This window comes from Egbenema bharatensis FJBBOT/2019, from assembly GCF_048077055.1.
GTDB lineage: Bacteria > Cyanobacteriota > Cyanobacteriia > Elainellales > Elainellaceae > Egbenema > Egbenema bharatensis.
In genome coordinates, this window is sequence record NZ_CP182236.1 from 4,667,688 (window position 1) to 4,690,738 (window position 23,051).

Annotated in this window: 12 protein-coding genes and 2 pseudogenes; 9 read left to right on the top strand and 5 right to left on the bottom strand. The window is 49.9% G+C overall.

Features of this window, described 5'->3' with window-relative positions:
- Window positions 1-591 precede the first annotated feature (591 nt).
- The 3 genes from ACM1PF_RS21580 (at window position 592) to polA (ending at window position 7,841) form a co-directional block, all read left to right on the top strand.
- On the top strand, window positions 592-3,648 hold the full coding sequence (locus tag ACM1PF_RS21580) for an HAD-IIIC family phosphatase (RefSeq protein WP_416666739.1): 3,057 nt from the start codon (window positions 592-594) through the stop codon (window positions 3,646-3,648).
- A 45-nt stretch (window positions 3,649-3,693) separates the two neighbouring features.
- Window positions 3,694-4,725, top strand: coding sequence for a glycosyltransferase family 2 protein (locus ACM1PF_RS21585; RefSeq protein ID WP_416666742.1), 1,032 nt, complete (start codon window positions 3,694-3,696; stop codon window positions 4,723-4,725).
- Between the two features lie 182 nt (window positions 4,726-4,907).
- Window positions 4,908-7,841, top strand: a complete 2,934-nt coding sequence (gene polA / locus ACM1PF_RS21590) for a DNA polymerase I (RefSeq protein ID WP_416666745.1) — start codon at window positions 4,908-4,910, stop codon at window positions 7,839-7,841.
- Window positions 7,842-7,877: 36 nt separating this feature from the next.
- Here the strand turns inward: polA and ACM1PF_RS21595 are convergent, their stop codons facing one another.
- Window positions 7,878-8,495: a hypothetical protein gene (locus ACM1PF_RS21595; protein WP_416666748.1), complete on the bottom strand. Its 618-nt coding sequence runs from the start codon at window positions 8,493-8,495 to the stop codon at window positions 7,878-7,880.
- 212 nt (window positions 8,496-8,707) lie between these two features.
- The gene (rpoD, locus tag ACM1PF_RS21600; protein ID WP_416666750.1) at window positions 8,708-9,844 is read right to left on the bottom strand and encodes an RNA polymerase sigma factor RpoD; all 1,137 of its coding nucleotides are present in this window, start codon (window positions 9,842-9,844) and stop codon (window positions 8,708-8,710) included.
- A gap of 578 nt (window positions 9,845-10,422) precedes the next feature.
- Between rpoD and ACM1PF_RS21605 the strand changes: the two genes are divergently transcribed.
- From ACM1PF_RS21605 to ACM1PF_RS21620, 4 genes and pseudogenes are all read left to right on the top strand, one after another.
- Window positions 10,423-10,704 carry a TIGR02450 family Trp-rich protein gene (locus ACM1PF_RS21605; RefSeq protein ID WP_416666753.1) on the top strand — a complete coding sequence of 94 codons (282 nt, stop codon included), beginning with the start codon at window positions 10,423-10,425 and terminating at the stop codon, window positions 10,702-10,704.
- Window positions 10,705-10,891: 187 nt separating this feature from the next.
- Window positions 10,892-11,596: a hypothetical protein gene (locus ACM1PF_RS21610; protein WP_416666755.1), complete on the top strand. Its 705-nt coding sequence runs from the start codon at window positions 10,892-10,894 to the stop codon at window positions 11,594-11,596.
- Window positions 11,597-11,782: 186 nt separating this feature from the next.
- Window positions 11,783-14,266: a heavy metal translocating P-type ATPase gene (locus tag ACM1PF_RS21615; RefSeq protein WP_416666757.1), complete on the top strand. Its 2,484-nt coding sequence runs from the start codon at window positions 11,783-11,785 to the stop codon at window positions 14,264-14,266.
- Window positions 14,267-14,282: 16 nt separating this feature from the next.
- Window positions 14,283-15,208, top strand: a pseudogene (locus tag ACM1PF_RS21620) (TIGR01777 family oxidoreductase).
- Window positions 15,209-15,234: 26 nt separating this feature from the next.
- Here the strand turns inward: ACM1PF_RS21620 and ACM1PF_RS21625 are convergent.
- Window positions 15,235-15,516, bottom strand: a complete 282-nt coding sequence (locus ACM1PF_RS21625; RefSeq protein ID WP_416666760.1) for an Npun_R1517 family heterocyst differentiation transcriptional regulator — start codon at window positions 15,514-15,516, stop codon at window positions 15,235-15,237.
- 1,335 nt (window positions 15,517-16,851) lie between these two features.
- Here ACM1PF_RS21625 and ACM1PF_RS21630 point away from each other — a divergent pair.
- On the top strand, window positions 16,852-18,012 hold the full coding sequence (locus ACM1PF_RS21630; RefSeq protein WP_416666610.1) for an ISH3 family transposase: 1,161 nt from the start codon (window positions 16,852-16,854) through the stop codon (window positions 18,010-18,012).
- Between the two features lie 125 nt (window positions 18,013-18,137).
- Here ACM1PF_RS21630 and ACM1PF_RS21635 read toward each other — a convergent pair whose 3' ends face one another.
- Together ACM1PF_RS21635 and ACM1PF_RS21640 are read right to left on the bottom strand one after the other, a co-directional pair.
- Entirely contained in the window at window positions 18,138-18,485 is a 348-nt protein-coding gene (locus ACM1PF_RS21635) for a hypothetical protein (protein ID WP_416666762.1), read from the bottom strand.
- A 182-nt stretch (window positions 18,486-18,667) separates the two neighbouring features.
- The gene (locus tag ACM1PF_RS21640; RefSeq protein ID WP_416666764.1) at window positions 18,668-20,791 is read right to left on the bottom strand and encodes an alkaline phosphatase; all 2,124 of its coding nucleotides are present in this window, start codon (window positions 20,789-20,791) and stop codon (window positions 18,668-18,670) included.
- A 391-nt stretch (window positions 20,792-21,182) separates the two neighbouring features.
- Here ACM1PF_RS21640 and ACM1PF_RS21645 point away from each other — a divergent pair.
- A pseudogene (locus tag ACM1PF_RS21645) lies at window positions 21,183-22,978 on the top strand (sodium:solute symporter family protein).
- The last annotated feature ends 73 nt before the right edge of the window (window positions 22,979-23,051 follow it).

Here is a 23,051-nt window from a genome sequence, read left to right on the forward strand (position 1 = left end):
CATTAACGGCTTTTTACGTAGGATGGGCGTTTCTTTTCAAATCTTTGTATAACTCCCCCGAAAACCACAACAAGCTTTCACAATACTTCTAAGGATTTTTGACTAGTGTGGTTATGTGGGAGTAGATCTGTCAATACCAGAAAAATGCACTTCCGTTTGGTTGAATCATTGGTGGCAATCATGTGTATCGTCCGAAGCCAAGTTGGGTCCAATAATCAGGGAGAATATGCTCATGCAATGTGCTCATGCAATGTGCTCACGAAGTGATGCCAGTTGTGATGTTAGTGATGTCAGTAACCTTAACATTGGATAGGAGTCGTCCTATTATCGCTATATTCAGCGAGTAATACTGACTCTCACCTTTGCCCATCGTCCTAGTCAGGTCAATCTAGTCAGGTTAATCCGAGTCAGTAAAGTTTTCCCTGTTGCTAGACTCAGCCTTGCCCGTAGAGCAGGCGTTGGGGTTTGAGTTCGGCTATCCTGATCCAACTCACTTGACTGCTCAGGTTCGATGGTCTGAATCTGACTAGTCGGATGAATTAGTTTTCAAAAGTGCTAGCACCCTACTGTCTATAAATTTTGAGAAGCGTGATGCAGTCCACTCAACTTCCTGTACCCGTAGCCGCTAGTCTTCAGCAACCGATCGCTGTGTCCGCCACATTTACGGCTGAACCGCTTGAAGAATCACTAGCATTTTGGATGGAAAAGCTGGCTATTCCAGCATCGATAGAGTTCGCACCCTACAACCAAATTTTTCAACAACTGCTGGATCCCACGAGTCTCTTCGCTCAAAACCAAACGGGAGTCAATCTCCTGCTGGTTCGATTTGAAGATTGGTGGCGATTCAGTCAAACCGAAGATACTTCAGATACCCAACGGCTCGCGGAAGTACAGCGCAATGCCCAGGAACTCTGTCAGGCTCTCCAGGCTGCCCTGAACCGATCGGCCGCAGCCCATATCCTGTGCATTTGTCCCCCTTCTCCGGCGGTTCAAAATCATCCAGATTGGCCGATCGCCTTTCAAGCCATTGAAGAGCAATTTTTGAGCGAACTCGGAGGAGCCAGCAATTTTCACCTGCTGCGATCGCCTGATTTTGAACGTTATGCCTCAGCCTCGGTCTATGCTCCTGAGCGCGATCGGTTGGGCCATATTCCCTATACGCCCGACTTTTTCACCGCCCTCGGTACCACCCTTGCTCGCCGCATCTATGCCATCAAGCGATCGCCCTACAAGGTGATTGCCCTGGATTGTGACAATACCATTTGGAAAGGGATTGTCGGAGAAGATGGCGTAGATGGTATTGAGTTTTCTGCTCCTTTCCAGGCTCTGCAACAGTTCATGATTGAACAACAGAATGCGGGCATGGTGCTGTGTTTGTGCAGCAAAAACAATGAAGCAGATGTAATGGAGGTGTTTGAGAAACGCCCAGACATGCCACTCAAGCTGGATCATCTGGTGAGTTGGCGGATCAACTGGTTGCCCAAGTCGGGGAACCTGCGATCGTTAGCGGCAGATCTCAACCTGGGGTTGGATAGCTTTATCTTCCTGGATGATAACCCGGTAGAGTGTGCAGAGGTGCGGACAAATTGTCCGGAAGTGCTAACCCTGCAATTGCCGAAACGAGAAGAAGATATACCAGCGTTTTTGGCGCATGTATGGGCCTTTGACCATCTCACCGTCACCGAGGAAGACCGGAAACGAACGGCTCTCTATCAGCAAAACGTGGCCCGATCGCGGTTGGAGAAAGAAGCGACCTCCATTGAAGCCTTTCTCTCCAGCCTGGAATTGTCCGTTGATATTGCTGTCCCCACTGAAGAACAACAACCTCGCGTTGCCCAACTGACCCAGCGCACCAATCAATTTAACTGCACCACTCGCCGTCGATCGGAAGCAGATATTCAGCAGCTAGCCGCTCAGGGGCTGGAATCTCGCGCCATTGAAGTACGCGATCGGTTTGGGGATTACGGACTGGTCGGAGTCATGATCTTTGGCGATCGAGCAGCGGCACTGGAAGTTGATACCTTCCTGCTGAGTTGTCGAGTTCTGGGGCGCGGTGTGGAATACCAGATGCTTCGAGAATTGGGACAACTGGCGCAACAGCGGGGATTACCGACGGTGCGAGTTCCCTTCATCCCCTCGAAGAAGAATCAGCCTGCTCTGAGCTTCCTGGAACGCTGCGGGGCTGACTTCAAAACTACCACCGATGAGGGCTTTTGCTTCGAGTTTCCCACTGACTATGCGGCCCAGCTTGCCTACAATCCCTCCGCTAATCCCTCGGATACCGCTCGCTCTGATGCCGATCCTACCTCGCCCCAACCTCAGGCTAAAGCCTCAGTTCAAAGCAACAAACCAGAGCCGATCAACCGATCTGAACGCTTGCAGATGATTGCCACTGAGCTGCGATCGCCCACTCAGATTCTGCAACACATTCGCAGGCAAGGAAAAGCCGTCCGTCCTGACCTGGGGCATGAGCTAGTTCCTCCCCGAACAACAACTGAACAGAAGTTAGTGAAAATTTGGTCAGAATTGCTCAAGCTTGACACCGTTGGCGTGACAGACAACTACTTCGATCTGGGGGGCACATCGCTGCTGGCAGTGGAAGTTTTTGTCAAAATCCAGAAAACCTTCGGACAAAAGCTGCCCCTAACAACTTTGGTGGAACGTCCTACGATCGAAGCTCTGGCCCAGCGGCTTGAACGGAAAAAGAGGCGGTCTCAGGAGGAGACTCCTACCTCTCTCGTATTACTCCAGTCCGGTAATGCCGATCCTCCCCTGTTCCTGGTTCACGATGGCGATGGTGAAACCCTGCTGTACCGAAATTTGGCCAAACGCCTGGCTCCGCGTACGGTTTACGGAATTCAACCCCTGAATCGTCCAGGTTTCCCCATTCTCCACACCCGCATTGCTGATATGGCCGCCTATTACATTGAGCAAATCCGCACCGTGCAACCGCAGGGGCCATACCTGCTGGGAGGAATGTGTGCTGGAGGGGTGCTGTCCTTTGAAATGGCTTGTCAGCTAGAAGCACAAGGTCAGCAGGTAGCGTTGGTCGCACTGATGGATGCAGCGGACAGTCAGGCTGAGGAAAAAGTCGGGCGAATTGCCAGCGAACGATTATCCCGCTTCACTCAGGTTCTTAAACAGGAGGGGAGCCGTCCAGCCCATGAGCGCATCGTTGGAGTTCTGGGTAAGATGCTCAATAAGGCCTCCAACTTAGTACGCTATGAAACCCAATCTCGCTCTAAGGCAGTGACCGATCGAATTCGATTCAAGTTGCTGCGGTTTTATCTCGATCGCAAAGCGATTTTACCCCCCTTCCTGGCAAACTTCCCTGTACGGACGGTCTACGAATTAGCAGAAAAGGAGCACGTCCCCCATACGGATTACTCAGGAAACCTGTTACTGCTGCGGGCGACCAGTGGCGAAGGGGCTGATGAACCCCATACCTGCAAGTATGCCGATCCATTGCTGGGGTGGGGACAGCGAACCTCGAAGGGGGTGATGGGGGTGACGGTGTATGACGTGGCTGGAGGACATGCCAGTATGCTGCAAGAACCCGCAGTGGAAGACATGGCTCAACGCATCCGCAACCATCTGGAACACAACCTTGCCAACTCTTTATCTCTGGTTCAATCCGGCTCCCGTTGATGACGGTAGGGAATAGTTAATATTCAGACACATTTTTCTACAACCATGAGTGATTTTGCATTAAATAATCCGTCGGTTCTGGTCGTGATCGTGAACTATCGCACGTCACGGTTGGTAGTGGAAGGTTTGCGATCGCTGAAGGAAGAAGTGCAGGCTCATCCCAGCATCCGGGTTGCCATAGTGGACAACGAATCGGGGGATGATTCCCTGGAGTACATTCAGGCTGCGATCGTTGAACAGGGCTGGGGCGACTGGGCGACGCTGATTCCATCGGGTTACAACGGTGGCTATGCCTACGGCAACAATTTGGTCATTCGTCCAGCCCTGCAATCATCTGAACCCCCGGACTACTGCCTGCTCCTCAACCCAGATACCACCATCCGTCCTGGCGCGGTCTGGACATTAGTGGAATTCATGGAAAAACACCCTGAAGCAGGCATTTGTGGGAGTGGACTGGAAAACCCCGATGGTTCACGCTGGCCCTATGCGTTCCGATTTCCCTCCATATTGAGCGAATTGGATGGGGGACTGCGGATTGGACTAGTCACTAAGCTGCTGAATCGTTGGGTTGTGCCCCAGGAGATGCCAGATCACCCCACCCAAATCGATTGGCTGCCAGGAGCCAGTATGATGGTGCGCCGCCAGGTGTTTGCAGACATCGGGCTAATGGATGAGGAATATTTTCTGTACTACGAGGAAACAGATTTTTGCCTGCAAGCCCAGCGATCGGGTTGGGAGTGCTGGTATGTACCCGAAAGCCGCGTTATGCACATTGCTGGACAAAGTACTGGAGTCACGGTACGAACCGATCGCCCCAAACGCTTGCCCACTTACTGGTTTGAGTCGCGTCGTCGTTACTTCACCAAAAATTATGGCTGGCTCTATGCGGTGATTACCGATATGGTCTGGATGCTTGGCTTTATGCTGTGGCGACTGCGCCGCGTGGTTCAACGCAAGCCCGATGCCGATCCACCCCATATGCTGGTCGATTTCTTCCGCAATAGTACGATAATCGATAGTCTGCGAAGACTGGCAAAACCGCCATCGGCTGGGGTCAGGGCCGATTCCTATAACTAATGGAAACCAAGGAATACGAGTTGAATCATTGGGAATTCTGGTGGGGTGGGCATCTTGCCTGCCCAGGCAGCGAAGTCAAACGTTCAGGCGAAGCAACAACTTAAGATTGGGACTACAATGACGAGTCGTAGAGGCATTCTTGATATGTTCTCTCCACTGTGATTCCATTGAGTCTTTTGCGTATGTCCTCCGCTGCTTCATCACCCAAAATGCTCTTAATTGATGGGCATTCCCTTGCATTTCGCTCCTACTTTGCCTATGCCAAGGGGCGTGATGGCGGACTTCGCACTTCCACCGGAATTCCCACCAGCGTTTGCTATGGGTTTCTCAAATCGTTGCTGGATACCCTGGAGGCAGAACGACCGGATTATGTGGCGATCGCCTTTGATGTCAGCGATCCCACCTTTCGCCATGAGGCTGATGATACCTATAAAGCTGGCCGACCGGAAACCCCAGAGGACTTCATTCCAGATTTAGAAAACCTCCAGGAGCTATTGGCGGCTCTTAATCTGCCCGTTCTAACCGCTCCGGGGTATGAAGCCGATGATGTGATTGGCACCCTGGCTCGCCGGGCCAATGGGGAAGGGTTGCGGGTGAAGGTGCTATCGGGCGATCGAGATTTATTCCAGTTGATTGATCCAAAGCAAAGTGTCACCGTGCTCTACCTCAGCACCACCTACGGCAAAGGCACGCCACCCCCCAAGGAGTTTGGGCTGGAGCAGGTAAAGGACAAGATGGGAATTTTGCCCTCTCAGGTGGTGGACTACAAGGCACTTTGTGGTGACCCTTCCGATAATATTCCAGGGGTTAAAGGGATTGGCGACAAAACAGCGGTTCAACTCCTGAAGCAGTACGAATCGCTGGAGAAAATTTATGCTTCGATCGACGAAATTAAGGGAGCGGTTAAGAAGAAACTAGAGGATGGCAAAGATGCTGCCCTCCACTCGCAGTATATGGCGCAAATTCACCTGGATGTGCCTTTGTCCGTGAGCCTGGAGGATTGTAAGCTGACGGGATTTGATACCGCGACCCTGGTTCCCGTGCTGGAAAAACTGGAGTTTCGCAAGTTTTTGAGCCAGATTAATCAGCTTCAGCAAATTCTCGGCGGGGAAGTGATCGAATCGCTGGATGGAGAGACGGCTACTGCATCCAGTCCCCCAAGCCCAAAAACCGATCGCCCTGCTCGACAAAATCAGGAAGATGGCGATCTGTGGTTTTTCAGTGCGGAGGAGACTAAAACCGCGCAACAATCCACCTCAGCGGCGATCGCCCCTCAGATCATCGATACCCCGGAGCAGTTAGAACAACTGGTTAAAACCCTCCTGACCTACCAGGATGCCAAAACGCCTGTCGCCTGGGACACGGAAACCTCTGCCCTGGAACCCAGAGATGCAAACCTGGTGGGCATTGGCTGCTGCTGGGGAGCCGGACTTTCTGACGTGGCGTATATTCCCCTGGGGCATGGGGAAGGTCAAAACCTAGATCTAAAATCAACCCTGGAAGCCCTACGGCCAATTCTGGAAAGTGAGAAACACCCGAAAGCTCTACAAAATGCCAAGTTCGATCGCCTGGTGTTGCGCTGTCAGGGGATTGAGCTAAAGGGCGTGGTGTTCGATACGATGCTGGCCAGTTATGTGCTGAATCCCGAAAATCGCCATAATCTCAGTGATTTAGGGCTGAAATATCTGAATTTGCTGTCTCAAAGCTATGAAGATTTAGTCCCAAAAGGCAAAACGATCGCCGATGTCGATATTCAGGCTGTCGCTAATTATTGCGGTATGGATGCCTACGTAGTCTTTCAACTTGTTCCTAAACTGCGATCGGAGTTAGAGCCAATTCCAGAGTTGCTGAGTTTGTTGCTAGATGTGGAGCAACCCTTAGAACCCGTATTGGCAGAAATGGAATTTCAAGGGATTCGTATCGATCAGGACTATCTGAAGGAGTTCTCCAAGCGGTTGGAAACGGATTTACATCAGATCGAACAACAAGCTTATGCAGCGGCTGGAGAAACCTTCAATCTCGGTTCTCCTAAGCAACTCAGCGAACTCTTGTTTGACAAACTGGAACTCGATCGCAAAAAGTCTCGCAAGATCAAAACCGGCTACTCCACCGATGCCGCAACCCTGGAAAAACTTCAGGGGGATCATCCCGTCGTAGATGCGATCGTTGAATACCGTACGTTAGCCAAGCTGAAATCTACCTATGTTGATGCGCTGCCGAACCTGGTGCGTTCAGATACTCACCGCATTCATACCGACTTTAACCAGGCAATCACCGCTACGGGTCGGCTTTCCTCCTCCAATCCCAACTTACAGAACATTCCGATTCGTACCGCCTTCAGTCGCCAGATTCGCGCTGGTTTTATTCCAGAACCGGGCTGGTTGATGGTGGCGGCCGACTATTCTCAGATCGAACTGCGAATTCTAGCCCATCTCAGTCAGGAACCTGTCCTGCTGGAAGCCTACCAGACCAATCAGGATGTCCATACCCTGACGGCGCAACTGTTGTTTGAAAAAGAGGAAATTACTTCAGATGAACGGCGGTTGGGGAAAATTATCAACTTTGGCGTAATTTACGGCATGGGGGCGCAGCGGTTCGCTCGGGAAGCAGCCGTCGGTCGCACAACGGCAAAGGAATTCATCGATCGCTTCAACGATCGCTACTCCCGCGTGTTTGCCTATCTTCAGCGAATGCAGCAGGAGGCGATCAGTCGGGGCTATGTCACGACGATCATGGGTCGTCGTCGCTATTTCAATTTCACCAGCGAAAATCTGAAAGCCTTACGCGATCGTAATCCTGATGAGATTGATCTAGATAAACTCAAGCTGCGGAACCAGTATGATGCTCAGATGCTCCGAGCAGCGGCCAATGCGCCGATCCAGGGTTCCAGTGCCGATATCATCAAAATCGCAATGGTGAAGCTGCACGAGATTTTGCAATCCTACCGCGCCAATTTGCTGCTACAAGTCCATGATGAATTGGTGTTTGAAGTCCACCCTGACGATTGGGCAGCCCTTCAACCCCAGATTCAGTCCACGATGGAATCGGCAGTGGAACTCAGTGTCCCTCTGGTCGTAGAAGTGCGGGACGGAAAGAACTGGATGGATGCCAAGTAAAGTGGATTGATTCAAAGTGCTAATTTGTTCAAAGTGTCAATTTAAATTTTGCTCACACTCCTGAAATACAAAGTGAAGCGCACCTAAAATCGCTGGCAGGTCGTTCAAACCATAGGGCAGTGTTTCGTAAACCTGTCCGGACACCAGCAGCTTATAGAATTGCCAGAGGCTACCGTTTGTGACAATTCCTAAAATATCGATCGCCTGATCAATCTGAGCATTTTGCCACTGACAGGCTTGCATTTCCACCAAACACTGAGCGAGTCCCTGCTCAAAGTCATCTTTTTTGGCTTCGACAATACAGAGCAAAGGAGCTTCCAGGTATCTTTTTCTCTCTGCAATCAAATAATCTGCGCTGCCGATCGTATTTTCTCCCTCCAGCCCTGCCCCTTTCCAAATTTTCAAGCGGGAGAAAGTTTGAATTGCCTCTTCACAGAAAGCATCGATCAAGAGTTCTTTGGATCGTTCGTAGCTCTGGAGATCAAAGGCTTCGAGGCGTTTGAGTCGCTGTTGGAAAAAATCACTGGGCTGAAGGGATGGTGCATTGATTTCCCAAGCATAGAGGTCAGTAATATGAAGCTGTTTCATTGCCTCTTTAAGGGTGAAGCTAGAGAAATTTTTCTTTGATTTCTTCAGTCGAACTTCCTTAACCATGTTCTTCGCCTCCCGCCCAGATTTCTCTTTCATTATCTGAGACAACTTACCTGATCGCTTATTCTGACCAGTCAGTCGCACTTTAAATCTAGATGAAACCGTACTCCCAATTCCAAAGCCCTTTCAAGGAAAACAAAAAACCTACCCGTCTGAACAGGTAGGTCTTGAACCATTTTGATTGAACGCTTGATTGAACGCTCCAGACAAATGCCTTAGCGAATGTACTCTTTCAAGACACTATTGCGATTGGGGTGACGCAATTTTCGCAGAGCCTTGGCCTCTATTTGGCGAATTCGCTCGCGGGTGACGTTGAAGATTTGACCGATTTCTTCCAGCGTCTTCATCCGGCCATCATCCAGCCCATAGCGCAGGCGCAGCACATCCCGTTCACGAGGGCTGAGGGTTCCCAAAACGCTTTCCAGATCTTCCCGCAGTAAGCTCTTGGAAACTTGATCTTCCGGCGTTTCGCCATCGGATTCAATGAAGTCCCCCAGACGGGAATCTTCTTCCTTACCGATCGGCGTTTCCAGGGAGATGGGCAACTGGGCTGACTTGGCAATAAACCGCAGCTTCTCAATGGTCATTTCCATCCGAGTCGCAATTTCTTCCTCGGTCGGCTTCCGTCCCATTTCCTGAGAGAGCAGCTTCGTCGTCTTCTTAATCCGGGAGATGGTTTCGTACAGGTGGACTGGGAGACGAATCGTGCGGGATTGATCCGCGATCGCCCGCGTAATTGCCTGCCGAATCCACCAGGTGGCGTAGGTCGAGAACTTGTAACCCTTTTCATGGTCAAACTTCTCAGCGGCCCGGATCAGACCCAGGCTCCCTTCTTGAATCAAGTCCTGAAAGGACAGTCCGCGATTCATGTACTTCTTGGCGATCGACACCACCAAACGCAGGTTAGACTGCACCATCTTTTCCTTTGCCCGCCGTCCCTCGTAGAGCCGTCTGCGGAATTTTGGCAGAGGTTGTTCCACCTCGTTAGCCCAAATTTCCATGTTCCGCTCTACATCTTGAGGGCTGCGTTCCAACCGCTCACATAAGCGATCCCGAACTCGCTCTAACTCAAGCAAATCGGCAATCTTTCGAGCCAGTTCAATTTCCTCATCGGCTCTCAACAGGCGAATCCGCCCAATTTCCTGGAGGTACAGCCGAATTGAGTCTTCGGTGTAGTGCTTCTTCTTTGCTTGTGCCCGACGACGAGAAGCTCCCTTTGCCTCTTTACCGTCTTCATCAGGCTGGGCATCAAATTCGTCGTCTCGATCATCTCCTTCATCCACCACCAAGAGTCCATTAAAATCACTCTCAGTCGGGTCAATGGTTTCGAGTACGTCGTTAGCCTGGGTCATGCCGCGCTCCTCATGCTCCTTGTGTCAAGAAATCGAGATTAAGAGTTGATAAAAAGGGAATATCACGACCTAATAAAGTTAAGGTCAGTTCAGTATTAGTGCCGTTTTGGAATTGCCCAAATCATCATGTTGCCTGCGCCAATCCAAAAACACATCGCTTCTTCATAAAGTCGAACAGAAGCACCAATGCGGAACTCTCTGCCTTTGAATTTTGCCAAGATCTCTAATGATTGTAACTTTTCTCACAAAAGTTGTACGCTTTTTTGTGCGGTTTATGGAACAAATTAAGCCCACGAATCCAGGATAAGCATAAAACGAGAGAGTTGCACAAAATTAGGACAATGGCACAAAATTAATTTCAATCTGGCAGGACTCCAATTTGGTTCCAGCGTAACCAACTGGTTCGTTAAACCAGTTCAGAGAAATAGCTGAAATGAGTTCAGCCATTCTGATGAACTCAGCATAACCGAACATTGCCCCGATCGGGGACTGGTTCGTTGATGAATTTCTGGCATTGGATTGGATTGATTAAGATGGCAAATAGCAAGCCATTACTCAGTTAAGAACGCCCTGGCAAAATGTCCAAACCGCGAAAGCAAAAATTTCCCCATCTGATTGGCTCCAAATGGACGGCTCAACAACCCGTCTTGGGGTGGCGGCACTTTCAGGTGGTCAGCCGCAAAAACCAGGGACAGTGGGTGTTTGCCGAATTGGTGGCAGCCTGTGATCCTGCTGTGCGGTTTTGGGTCAACGCCCAGCAGTTGAAAAAACGATCGCTCTGGCTGGCTGGTTGGCAATCCCTCCAGGAACGGGAAGTCAATCCATCCGGGAGGCAAACCAGGGAGGCCGATGGACTATAAATAGATGGACTTATAAATAAATGAAATCAATGAAACAGTGAACTACGAGCGGTCAAAGTAGAGTTTTGTTGACTTATTCAGCCATTTCGATCCTTCTCAATGCAGCAGCGTTATAATTCGGCGGTTTGGATTTTTGGCTCTTTGGATTTTTTGATTTCCTTTACCGCTAAAACCCTGGAGTTGGAGTATGGTGAATCGTCCCAGAAGTATTGACAGCCTGCTTCAAGACGGGTACTCGGTGGATATTGGGGGGTATTTATCGCGGGGTTGGGAACTATTCAAACGCAACGTTGGCGGATTTATTGGCTTTGCCGTTCTTTTGGGGGGAATTAATATTGGGTTTATGGTGTTGATTGCAATGGTTGATCCAGCGGCGGGCGATCCAGAACAGCCCCCCTCAGCAATTGCCAGCTTGATCAACGGGATTAGCACCGTGATTTCCATTCCCCTACAGGCAGGGTTTTACGTCGTTGCTTTTAAGCTTGTTAAGCAAAGACCCACCACATTTAGTGACTTTTTCAGGGGATTCAACGATTTTCTGCAACTATTTCTGGCTAGCCTGGTCAGCGGAATTTTTATTATCCTGGGCTTTTTATTGTTAATCATTCCCGGAATTTACTTAGCTGTCGCGTATTCCTTTGTGGTTCCCCTTGTGATTGAGCGCAAGATGGAATTCTGGGAAGCCATGGAAACCAGTCGTAAGGTGATTACCAAACAGTGGTTCGCCTTTTTTGGACTGGGAGTCTTAATGTTTTTTATCAATCTGGCAGGAGCCATTGCTTGCGGTCTGGGATTGCTCATCACTATCCCGCTAACTTACTGCACCTACACTGCGGCCTACGAAGCCATTTTAGGGATGAGCCTTGCTGATACAGGGTATGAACCACTCTGAAGGAGCTATGGTTCGGGGATATTTAACAATTTGTTAAGGGAAAACAGGTTGCCTCTTCTAGGCAATTGACCTGTAATTCGCCTAACCTCTAAGAGGATGCTGCAATATTCACTGCAATATTCACTGAATGTCGGCTGAATGTTTGCTGAATATGTATGGTGTCTTGTTTTAAAGCGATCGAACGGTATGCAAGTAGTTCAAAATCGTGTTCCCATATCTGAACCCACTTCGGAGACTTTAACGCTAGATGTAGGGGGAATGAAGTGTGCGGGTTGTGTCAAAGCGGTTGAGGAGCAGTTAACTCAACAGCCAGGTGTCGTTTCAGCAACGGTGAATTTAATTACTGAAGTGGCCCTGGTTCAGTACAACTCGGAGCAAGCTGACCCTGAAGCCATCGCTCAATCCTTAACTGAGATTGGTTTTCCCAGCCAACCTCGGTTGCCTCAAGGTCAGGCTGGTACTCCAATTCAAGCGATCGATCCAGTTGAACGGCAACGTCAGGCCACGCGACAACAAATTCAACGGTTTGCAGTTGCAGCCACATTACTTCTCCTTTCGACGATCGGCCACTTCCATCGCTTTGGTTGGATCACAGTTCCCGGACTCAGCAATATGTGGTTGCATTGGGGATTTGCGACCATAGCCCTTGCTTTACCTGGGCGATCGATTCTTATGGATGGGTGGCGCGGGTTGAGACACGGCAATCCCAATATGAATACCCTGGTGGGGTTGGGAACAACGACAGCCTACACCACTAGTGTCATCGCTCTACTCTTGCCGCAGTTGGGCTGGGAATGCTTCTTCGATGAGCCAGTTATGCTAGTGGGTTTTATCTTGCTGGGGCGCACCCTGGAACAGCAAGCCAAGCACAAAGCAACTGAGGCATTTCACTCTTTAATTTCCCTCCAACCTGCAACAGCCAGATTGATTAACGCTGAGTCCGCTGCTGCAAGTCTTGAATTTCCTGAACCGCAAGCTGCTCCCACTCCCCAACCGGACAATCCGTCAGACCAACCATTCAACTCCCAAAGGGCGATCGAAATTCCAGCAGAAGCCGTTAAGGTGGGCGAACAACTCTGGGTGCTTCCTGGAGAGAAAATTCCAGTGGACGGCAACATTGTTACTGGACAAACGACGGTCAACGAATCGATGTTGACGGGGGAAGCCATGCCTGTGCTGAAGGGGGGTGGCGATCGCGTGGTGGCGGGTAGTTTGAACTTGTCTGGCGCAATTGTCCTGGAAGCAACTCGAACCGGACGGGATACAACGCTGGCTCAGATTATTGCTCTGGTGGAAGAAGCCCAAACCCGTAAAGCCCCGATTCAACGGTTGGCCGATACCATTGCAGGCTACTTTACCTACGGGGTAATGACGATCGCGGCCCTCACCTTTTTGTTCTGGTATTTCATTGGTATTCCCCTCTGGGGCGAACACCTGCTGACCACTGGACATAGCCTGCTCCATGCTGCCCATACGGTCACGGCCTCGCCTCACCCCCTCACCCCTTCACCCCTATTACTCAGCTTAGAACTGATGATTGCAGTGCTGGTGATTGCCTGTCCCTGTGCCCTCGGATTGGCCACACCCACAGCTATTATTGTCGGTTCCAGTCTGGGGGCAGAACGAGGCCTGCTGATTCGGGGAGGAGATGTCCTGGAGAAGGTGCATCAACTGCAAACGATCGTATTTGACAAAACTGGAACTCTGACTCAGGGTTCGCCGACTGTGACGGATTGCATTCCTTTATCTGATGCATTCTCTGCCCTGGAATTAATTCAGCTTGCGGTCAGTGTAGAGTGTGGAACCCAGCATCCGATCGCCAGAGCGATTCAGCAGTATGCCCAACAGCAGCAGATTTCTCCATCTCTTGCCCAGGCGTTTCACACAGAACCTGGACTCGGTGTCTCGGCTCAAGTCAATCAACAGCTTGTGCTATTGGGAACGGCAACCTGGCTGGAGCAGCAGCACGTGGCGATCGATGAGGCCGCAAGAATGCAGTCTCAAATTTTAGCGGCAGCAGGAAAGAGCATTGTCTATGTGGTAGCTGATGGTCAACTAGTGGGGCTGGTTGCCGTTCAAGATCAACTGCGGGAAGATGCCAAATCTACGATCGATCAGCTTCAGGCGATGGGATTAAACGTCATGCTGTTGACTGGGGATCAATCGGTTGCGGCTGAGGCCGTGGCGCGTTCGCTGGGTTTAGCTGCTGACCATGTTCTGTCCAATGTTCGTCCAGCGGAAAAAAGTGCGGTGATTGCTCAGCTTCAGCAAACAGGGCAACAGGTAGCGATGGTCGGAGATGGCATTAATGATGCGCCAGCCCTGGCCCAGGCAGAAGTCGGGATTGCCCTGCATTCTGGAACAGACGTTGCTGCTGAAACGGCGGGAATTATTTTGATGCGCGATCGGTTGCTGGACGTGGTAGAAGCCATTCACCTGAGCCGAGCAACATTTAATAAAATCCGCCAAAATCTTTTCTGGGCCTTGATTTATAACTTGATGGGCATTCCGATCGCAGCGGGAATTTTATTACCCAGTCTGGGCATTATTCTAAGTCCCGCAACGGCAGGGGCCTTTATGGCGTTTAGTTCCGTCAGTGTTGTAACCAATTCTCTGCTACTGCGCCGTTTATTCAGGAATCAGCAAAGCAGCACATACGAAGTAGTTTAGGAAGGGTGGTCAAACGATGAAGGTAGCAATTACAGGAGCAACCGGGTTTGTGGGTAGTCGTCTGGTCGAACGGCTGACGGAGGCAGGTCATAGCGTTTTGGTCTTCACCCGGAATGCCGATCGCGCCAGACGAATCTTTCCCACCTCCGCCTTTCCATCGGTGGAAATTGTCGCCTATACCCCTCTGGAGTCAGGTGCCTGGCAGCAGAAAATGGCTGGGTGTGATGGTGTGGTTAATTTGGCAGGGGCACCGATCGCAGAGAGCCGTTGGACATCAGAACGTAAAAAAGAAATTTTAGATAGCCGCCAGATTGGAACCCGAAAAATTGTGGAGGCGATCGAGCAGGCTGACCCAAAACCTGCGGTACTGGTCAATTCTTCTGCCATTGGCTACTACGGAACCAGCGAAACCCGTACCTTTGATGAAGCGGATCCACCAGGGGATGATTTTCTGGCTCAGGTTTGTCAAGCCTGGGAAGCTGCTGCCGAAAAAGTAAAGGATACGGGAGTACGCCTGGTCATTCTACGAACTGGTATCGTTTTGGGCATGGGTGGAGCACTGGCCAAAATGCTGACCCCCTTCCGTTTGTTTGCAGGGGGCCCCTTGGCAGCGGACAACAATGGTTCTCCTGGATTCATCGAGATGATTTGGTGAACTTGATGATCCAAGCGTTGACTCAACCGGAAATGGAGGGAACGTTTAACGCAACGTCCCCCAATCCAGTGCGGATGTCTGAGTTATGTCATACGCTGGGGCAAGTGATGCATCGTCCATCGTGGCTGCCAGTGCCTGATTTTGCTTTGGAAATGCTGCTGGGTGATGCGGCTCAAGTCGTTCTTCAGGGGCAGCAAGTGTTGCCGAAGCGAACTCAAAGCTCTGGATTTGAGTATCAATACTCAACGGTTAAACAGGCGATCGAAGCGGTACTGAAGGATGCTTAAGGTCATGCAAGGAAGCTCGTTCGGACTCAAACCACCTCTCTAGCGTTGCGCAGGCGAATGAGTTGGCGGCGCATTTGAGGAGAAGCCTGCATCTCGGGAACTTCTGCTGCTTCAACTTGTACATTGACGGGTTCCAGAAACTCGTCCGCACCATAGGAGAAGGCATCAAGCAACATTTCCAGCAGGCGTTCTCGATCGCTAACGAGAACCTGCTTTTCTTCAATTAGTCTGAATTTGAGACGAATTTCACAGTCGTAAACAGCAAACTCGGAATCAATCGGTTGATGCTCTACAGGGGTCAGTTTCATCTGCGGTTACAGCACTTGCCGTGCCAGACTAAAGGGTTAAAAATCGGGTAGGATGCACTACTAGTATCAAGTTACTGTCTGCAATTCCCCTACCTCAAGAGAACTCAGCCAAGCAAGAATCGCATTGGCACTCAAGATCCTGGCTCTGCAAAATTCAGTTTTGGATAGTTGCCAACTTAGCATTCCCAAAAAATGAATCAGATCTGCTAACTCGTTGATTAGAATTAGTGACCATTCAAAATTGCCAATACCCTATAGATAGCATCATTTCCATAACCTTCAAGGGTTGTTTTTATAAATTCTCTGTGAGAAGTTCAGATGTCCTTTACAAGTGCTTTAAACAGGTTTGTTTTGGCTTTTGTACCAGCATCTTGGTCTGATCAATTACCTGTTAAACAGCAAAAAACACGGGAAGTTACTGATGTTTCTGATTGCAGCGATACCTGTATCAAAAACTTAAAAATCTGTACGTAACCGTGACTAAGGATACGGACAAACTTCAGGGTGTCTCAAGACTTCAGCGATCGAAGTTATACTGTCGTCAGGAAAATAAAGCATTTTAGAAGTTGCAGAACGTTGGCAAATGGCAAATAGAAACCATTGTGGGAATTTCTTTTAAGCCAGCCTGAGAAGATAATTCACTGATTAATTAACCAGATACATTGTCTAAAATGGCACAACATTCATTGCAGAACCACTCAGCATCTCATTCTGGTCTTTCATCGTTCGTTGAATTTTAGGATAATTAGATTTACAACAAATTTATATTTCGTAGCGCACTCTTACTGAAAGTACTGATGGTAGTTTCAGTAGGAACCGTTCAGTATGAACAGGAAAGAATTTTCTCCCATGAGAACTCACTGTCTGATCGAATCTTTGTGCCCGAACGAATGAATAAAGTTTAGCCCAGTAGAAAGCGGCTGTATCTGCCCGTTGATATTGGGTTTTGAATCACTGCGAGCCTTGATTGCTTGTAGAGTGGGCAGTTCTATTCAATTATTTATTCCAAATAACTTCTTTTTTGAATATATTTTGCGGTAAGTTCTGCGTTAATTAATGTCGATCGTTTGTATCAGTGGTAATCGCTTTAAACTTCAATCTTCTTTCACTAAATTTTTGTAAAATTCTAAAATATATTTCGATTAATGTCTATTTTTTGTCCAGTGATTGTCTGATTAATGTCCAATTAGTGTCTGATTTTCACAGTCTGACAAACGTAACTTAATTCTTCAAATACCTAAAAGTAAAGCTTTGTCCAATCTTTTTCCAATCTCAGTAGATCGCAAATTCTCTAGGAAAGGGGTAGGGTCAGGCTAAACGCATTAAAACAAAGCCATGACGATCTACCCAAGTTCATTATCGCCTGCTCCAGCTTTGACGGATGAAGCGACGTTGGAGGTAGCCCTCGACTGCCTATTGGAACACTTATCCCTGGACATGCAAGGTGGATACACACTCCAAGATCTGTTTGAGATTTTGCTACGGGCCGCCAGTCGCAGCGATAGCATTGAACACACAACACAACGATTGGAGGGCGTACCCAGTGGCAATGGCATTCGCTATCATCTCGATAAGTTAGACGATATCACAACTCTGGAATCTCAACTCAATGCCGCTCTGCAAAGCCGCATCCCCCCAAAAATTCGTAAGGGCAAGCATCGTATTGCCATTGACCTCCATCTGATTCCCTATTACGGCAGTGTGAACGTCGCCACTGAGCCTTACATCTACCGCTCTCAAGCTAAGGCAGGCACGACTTCGTTCTTTGCCTATGCCACCGTCTATGTGATTTGTCGTAACAAACGGGTTACTTTGGGTATTCATGCCGTGCATCGGCATGAAACATTGGTTGCAACCATCACTTATTTATTAGCCATGCTGACTCCCTTACGAGTCCGCGTCAAACGGCTTTATCTTGACCGTGGGTTCTATAGTGTACCAGTCATTCGTTGGCTCAAAGCTCTCAATATTCCGTTTCTCATGCCTGCGGTAATTCGAGGCAAACGTGGAGGTACTCGCCAGTTGTTGATTGGGCGCAAAAGTTATGCCACCCGTTATACCCTCAACAGCCCTCAATATGGTTCAGTTACCTGTCAGATGCGGGTGATTTGCAGCTATTACAAAGGGTTCAAAGGGAAACATGGTATCCAATACACCCTATACGTGGTGCATCGTGTGAGGGTTGCTTTGGAGCAGATGCATCAGCATTACAAAGACCGTTTCGGTATCGAGACCAGCTACAGGATGAAAAATGGGTGCCGTATCCGCACCACGAGCAAGAATCCAGTCACCCGTTTGCTGTTTGTGGCTCTGGCGTTTATTTTGGTCAATCTCTGGGTGTATTTGCTCTGGTTCTTTGTGAGCCGTACTCAACGAGGAGGACGGGTCGTTTACCGAGAACTCTTTAGTCTCAAGACCATGTTGGAGTTTCTCTCTCAGGCTGTCGAGCGACATTTCCCAGTCATCACAGCCATCTATTTACCCTCTCTAGAATGAATTTGCGATCTACTGAATCTAATCTAATAGAGACTAACAAAAATCGATCGCCCCTTAAGTTCATCAGTTTGATGGCTCAAACCAACGGAATAGGCGATCGACAATCAGCACAAATCTCTCGAAACTTAAGACAATGAAGAAGTTCCGTCAGTGGTGTTTCCCTGGCGGCGCACCATTAAAGGCGGATTAGTGATGAGTCCAACTAAATGCTCACTGGTGAAGCAGAGACTGGACTGCCCATCGTCAATGGGAATTTGAAACAAAAAGTTTTCGGTTTTGCCCTGGGTTCTGGCTAAAAACGCTCCAATTAAACTGCGCAATAATGCCGCGTCGGATTTTAGCGTAAGGCTATACTCATATCCTCCTGCTAGTAAAATCTTAACGGCAACATCTCTGGATTGGACTGTTTGGGCAGTTGAAGCGTCTAGTACATCTAACGTTTGGGGTGTCTCCTGACGGAGAGAGCTATTCATCGTTTTGTGTCCTCTTTTCAGATCTACCTTACGTCGTATCCATCCAAAAACTCGCCAGGGATATTGGAATTCAAACCCGATGACGAGTTCTCAGATAGATTCATGACATGAGATTGAGAAAGGGCAGATACTTCAACAGAGAATCCGTTTAAGCATGATCTGCCCGTTAGTGAGTTATGCTACTAAGCAAACGCAAAGCTACTACTGTCGATCGCGCTAGCTTCTACGCCGAGCAACACCGCTACATCCTGCTCCATTACGCTGATCACAGTGCCTAGTTCGGATTCCGTCAAGGTGAGGTCGTCAAAGCGACTGACTTCAGAAATACCCAGGAATCCAATTACGTCGATTCCTGCTTCAAAGTCTACTACGGTGTTTGCTGCTTCTGGCAAAGAACCGTTTGCCACCCAGAATTGATCGGCTCCTAAACCGCCAACTAGCGTATTGTCACCTGTGCCAACGGAATATAGGACATCATCGCCGTTGCCGCCCAACAAGGTGTCGTTAGACTGAGCAAACAGCGTGTCATTGCCATTGCCACCAAACAGCCGATTGTTGCTGCCCGTACTGACCAGCACATCATCACCGTTAGCCCCAAACCGCATTTCGTTGTTCCCTGCCACCAGTACCTGATCTTCAACGGCCATCAGATCTTCTACATCCATTCCGGTCATGGCGGCTTTCATGGTGTAGAAAACATGCACCAGGTCAATGTGATCAGCAATACCAGGAACATCTGCGCCATAGGCGGTAAAGCCTTGACCAATGAAACCATCTAGAACCTCGGAGCCTGCCCCTTGATAGTAGATGGGAACCGGACGGTTGGAGTGAGTGCCCCACTGATATTTATCGGCGGGGTCAGATCCCCAGAAGTGTCCGGCGGCATCAGGATCAAATTCCAGAGTCAACTCCGCTGCGCCGCTCGCTTGCAGCAAGGCTGGAAAATCATCGTTGAGCGTCAGGTAATGATCATGGTCTGGAACGATGAGCAGCAGGTTTTCTTCCCAGCCGCCATTGGACTCAATCCAGTCCATCACCACCTGCACCGACTCATCGAAGTCCAGCATCCGGCCAATCGTGGTGTCTATGTTGTTGTCATGAAGTACCCAATCCAGGTCGCCCCCTTCAATGTGCAGGAAGAAACCATCGGGATCTTTGCTGAGGAAATCCAGGGCTGCTTGAGTCATTTCAGCCAACGTTGGGTTTTCGTTGATTTCTCTGAGAATGAATTCTTCATCAGTTTCGCCTGGAGCCAGAGGACGCACGTACTCTGGAACAGTGGGGCCATCGAACTGGGAACCACGATGGCCAAAGGTGGTGTAGCCCGTGCTGGAATAGCTGCGATCGGCATTTCGCATGGGTAGGTTACCGTTTTGTCCCCGTGCCCCATACAAACCAAGGAGACGATCGCCTGCTTCGGGATCAAGTTCAGCCACCGTGTCCAGCAGGATCTGTGCAGCATCGGGCCCCCGTTCCAGGAAGGTGTAGCCGTACAGGTTATCCGTGGGGTTATTACTCAGTTCGCTGTAGGTAGACTCGTTAATGAAGGAGAACGAAAGTTGTCCGCCTTCTTCCGTGTGATTGTTCAAATCGAGCGGATGCCCACCACCCAGGATGATATCCACCTGAGCCGTCCGAAGCATTTGTTGCAGAATGCTGTCGGTATCTGGGTAGTCAGAGTCGTACTTATTGCGATGATTGACATGGGCTGCTGGAGCCGCTGGAGTTGCATGGTTAATCGGCACATCCGAAAGTGTTCCTGTGGATTTACCAAGAGCCGCCGCAATCTCCATGATATTTTCAACGGGCTGCTCAAACAGGTCAACGCCTAAACCCGAACCATAGGTTTTGGTGCCTGTAAAAATAGACGTACCGGCAGCAGAGGAGTCCGACCACCCCAGCTTGATGTATTCCGGATCGGTGCCAGGAGTCCAGGGATTGATGCCGCCAAGAACGGGGTCATACCCGACCAAATTACCACCTTCCGGATCTTCTTCAGGGTTGAAGCTGGGATCAAAGACAAAATCAGAGCCAACTGCGACTCGCGCTTCCCCTGTAGGACGCTCCAATGCATTGCCTTCCAGTGCCGATCGCCGGTTATCGCCCAATACCACTGTTGGATAGGTCGTGGCATAGGTAAATCCTGCCAATTCCTGAAAGCTCAACCCGGTTCCTTTGCCTTCAGTATAAAAGTCGGACAGGGTAGTTCCAGTGTTGCCTTCGGACAAGAGCTTGGCGATCGCTCCTGCACGGGCCATTTCCCAACCCATACCGTCGGGAACCATGATGATGACATTCTTAGCCATTTATTCCTCCAAGGTGATAGATGCCTTTGCGTCAACTGCACACAAATTGCTGTACAGCACACGAAAATTAAGGCTTAGAGCCTTACTCAAGGCCAGGCAAACTTGCCGCCTTCACCTTAGAGAGTCCAAGTTAAACTGCAATGATCGGAGGTTTAAGTTCTTTCGCCTCGAAGTTAAGAAAATGTATTGAATTTAACAGTTTTCAGTCCGCAAGCCTTTGTCACTCTGGATTTGCCAACTTAACCTGCACATCACTGAAATCGCCGTTATCACAACCGTTCTTCCCATTGGACTTGAAAAAATATCACAAGCTCTGGGGAGAATGCTGTTTTTTGAGAAACGAAATCAATGTGTGGCAAGATGGCTAGATGCAAGAGTGAGTTGAGCTGCCATGCGATCGATCGACTGGGTAATTGTACTGCTGTATCTGGTATTCACAATGGCGTTGGGGTTGTACTTAACCCGTAAAGCCTCTGGCAGTTTAATTGATTTTTTCGTATCGGGTCGATCGCTCCCCTGGTGGTTGGCGGGCACCAGTATGGCCGCGACTACTTTTCGATCGATACTCCTCTCTATGTGGCCGGTGTCGTCGGTAATCGAGGCATTGCTGGAAACTGGGAATGGTGGAGCTTTGGCATTGCCCATTTAATCATGATTTATGTCTTTGCCCGACTGTGGCGACGATCGGAGATTGTCACGGATGCGGAACTGACGGAGATGCGTTATGGCGGACGCATGGCCGCTATTTTGCGGGGAACAAAGGCTTTCTTGTTTGCAGTGTTGATCAACTGCATCGGCATCGGCTATGCCATGTTAGCCATGATTAAAGTCGTAGATGCGCTGGAACTCTGGCAAAGTTTAGGATTCAATCCTGGTGAAGATTTAAAGCTGTGGAGTGTGGTGGGTATCAGTGTCCTGGTGCTAATCTACGCTGGATTTTCGGGACTGTGGGGGGTCGTCGCAACCGACTTTTTCCAGTTTTTCCTGGCGTTGTTTGGGGCATTCATCGTGGCAGGAGCGGCGATCGGACAGGCCGGCGGCATGGAAAATCTGCTGCAACAGGCTCAACAAGCCACTGACATTGATGTGCTGTCCTTGATTCCCGTGACGATCGGTGGAGAAGGGGGATGGTTCACCTGGAGTGATACGGCGGGAATTACAGCCACTACGTTTGCAGCCTATGCAGCGGTACAGTGGTGGTCGTTTCGACGCAGTGATGGCGGCGGTGAGTTTATTCAGCGACTTGCAGCGGCAAAGGATGAACGGGAAGCCGAACGCTCTGCCTGGTTTTTCAATATCCTGCATTACATCGTCCGCACCTGGCCCTGGGTGGTGGTCGCCCTGGCTGCTTTAGCCCTGTATCCCAACCTGGAAGACCGAGAGCTGGGCTATCCTCGGCTGATGCTGGACTTTTTGCCTCCCGTGGTTCTGGGGCTGGTCGTTGCCTCCCTGCTGGCCGCCTTCATGAGTACGGTGTCTACCCTGATTAACTGGGGAGCCTCTTATCTCACGAATGATCTGTATGGTCGGTTTATTAAGCCGGATGCGACCCAGGCTGAACTTGTCACCGTGGGTCGCCTCTCCTCCGTAGTCGTGACCGCTCTGGGTGCGATCGCGGCTTTCTTTTCCGATGATGTCACAACGGTTTTTCGCCTCGTGATTGCGATCGGCACTGGGCCAGGGCTGGTACTGATCTTGCGCTGGTTCTGGTGGCGGATTAATGCAGCGGCTGAATTGGCTGCGATGCTGACCGGATTTGTGATTGGTCTAATTACCAGTGTTGTACCCATTTTGCGGATTGATGATTTTGGCTGGCGGTTGATTGTCACCTCTGCTATCACCGCTGTGATTTGGCTGATGGTGATGTTCCTGACTCCGCCTGAATCAGATGCTACCCTGGATGCTTTTTACACTAAAATTCGTCCCGGTGGCCCAGGTTGGAGTCGCCAGCAAGCTCGTACAGGATTAGCTCCCGCGCAAGATCTGGGACGGGCGATCATTCAAACGATCGCCGCTGCTCTCCTGCTATTTGGAGCCATGTTTGCGATCGGAGGATTTTTACTCTTCCAGCCAATCTTAGGATGGGTATCGCTGATTTTGGCGGTAGGGGGTTGGGTCTGGTTAAGGCGGTTGGGGCGATCGGATCTGATGCCGGTGTCTAGACCGGGGTTAAGGAGTGAGGAGTGAGGAGGGGTTGAGGGAGGAGTGAGGAGTGAGGAGTGAGGAGGGGTTGAGGGAGGGGTGGGAGCGCGGTAGCTCG

Coding starts and splice junctions, on each gene's coding strand:
- ACM1PF_RS21580 (WP_416666739.1), top strand. CDS start 592: ATGCAGTCCACTCAACTTCCTGTACCCGTAGCCGCTAGTCTTCAGCAA.
- ACM1PF_RS21585 (WP_416666742.1), top strand. CDS start 3,694: ATGAGTGATTTTGCATTAAATAATCCGTCGGTTCTGGTCGTGATCGTG.
- polA (WP_416666745.1), top strand. CDS start 4,908: ATGTCCTCCGCTGCTTCATCACCCAAAATGCTCTTAATTGATGGGCAT.
- ACM1PF_RS21595 (WP_416666748.1), bottom strand. CDS start 8,495: ATGGTTAAGGAAGTTCGACTGAAGAAATCAAAGAAAAATTTCTCTAGC.
- rpoD (WP_416666750.1), bottom strand. CDS start 9,844: ATGACCCAGGCTAACGACGTACTCGAAACCATTGACCCGACTGAGAGT.
- ACM1PF_RS21605 (WP_416666753.1), top strand. CDS start 10,423: ATGTCCAAACCGCGAAAGCAAAAATTTCCCCATCTGATTGGCTCCAAA.
- ACM1PF_RS21610 (WP_416666755.1), top strand. CDS start 10,892: ATGGTGAATCGTCCCAGAAGTATTGACAGCCTGCTTCAAGACGGGTAC.
- ACM1PF_RS21615 (WP_416666757.1), top strand. CDS start 11,783: ATGCAAGTAGTTCAAAATCGTGTTCCCATATCTGAACCCACTTCGGAG.
- ACM1PF_RS21625 (WP_416666760.1), bottom strand. CDS start 15,516: ATGAAACTGACCCCTGTAGAGCATCAACCGATTGATTCCGAGTTTGCT.
- ACM1PF_RS21630 (WP_416666610.1), top strand. CDS start 16,852: ATGACGATCTACCCAAGTTCATTATCGCCTGCTCCAGCTTTGACGGAT.
- ACM1PF_RS21635 (WP_416666762.1), bottom strand. CDS start 18,485: ATGAATAGCTCTCTCCGTCAGGAGACACCCCAAACGTTAGATGTACTA.
- ACM1PF_RS21640 (WP_416666764.1), bottom strand. CDS start 20,791: ATGGCTAAGAATGTCATCATCATGGTTCCCGACGGTATGGGTTGGGAA.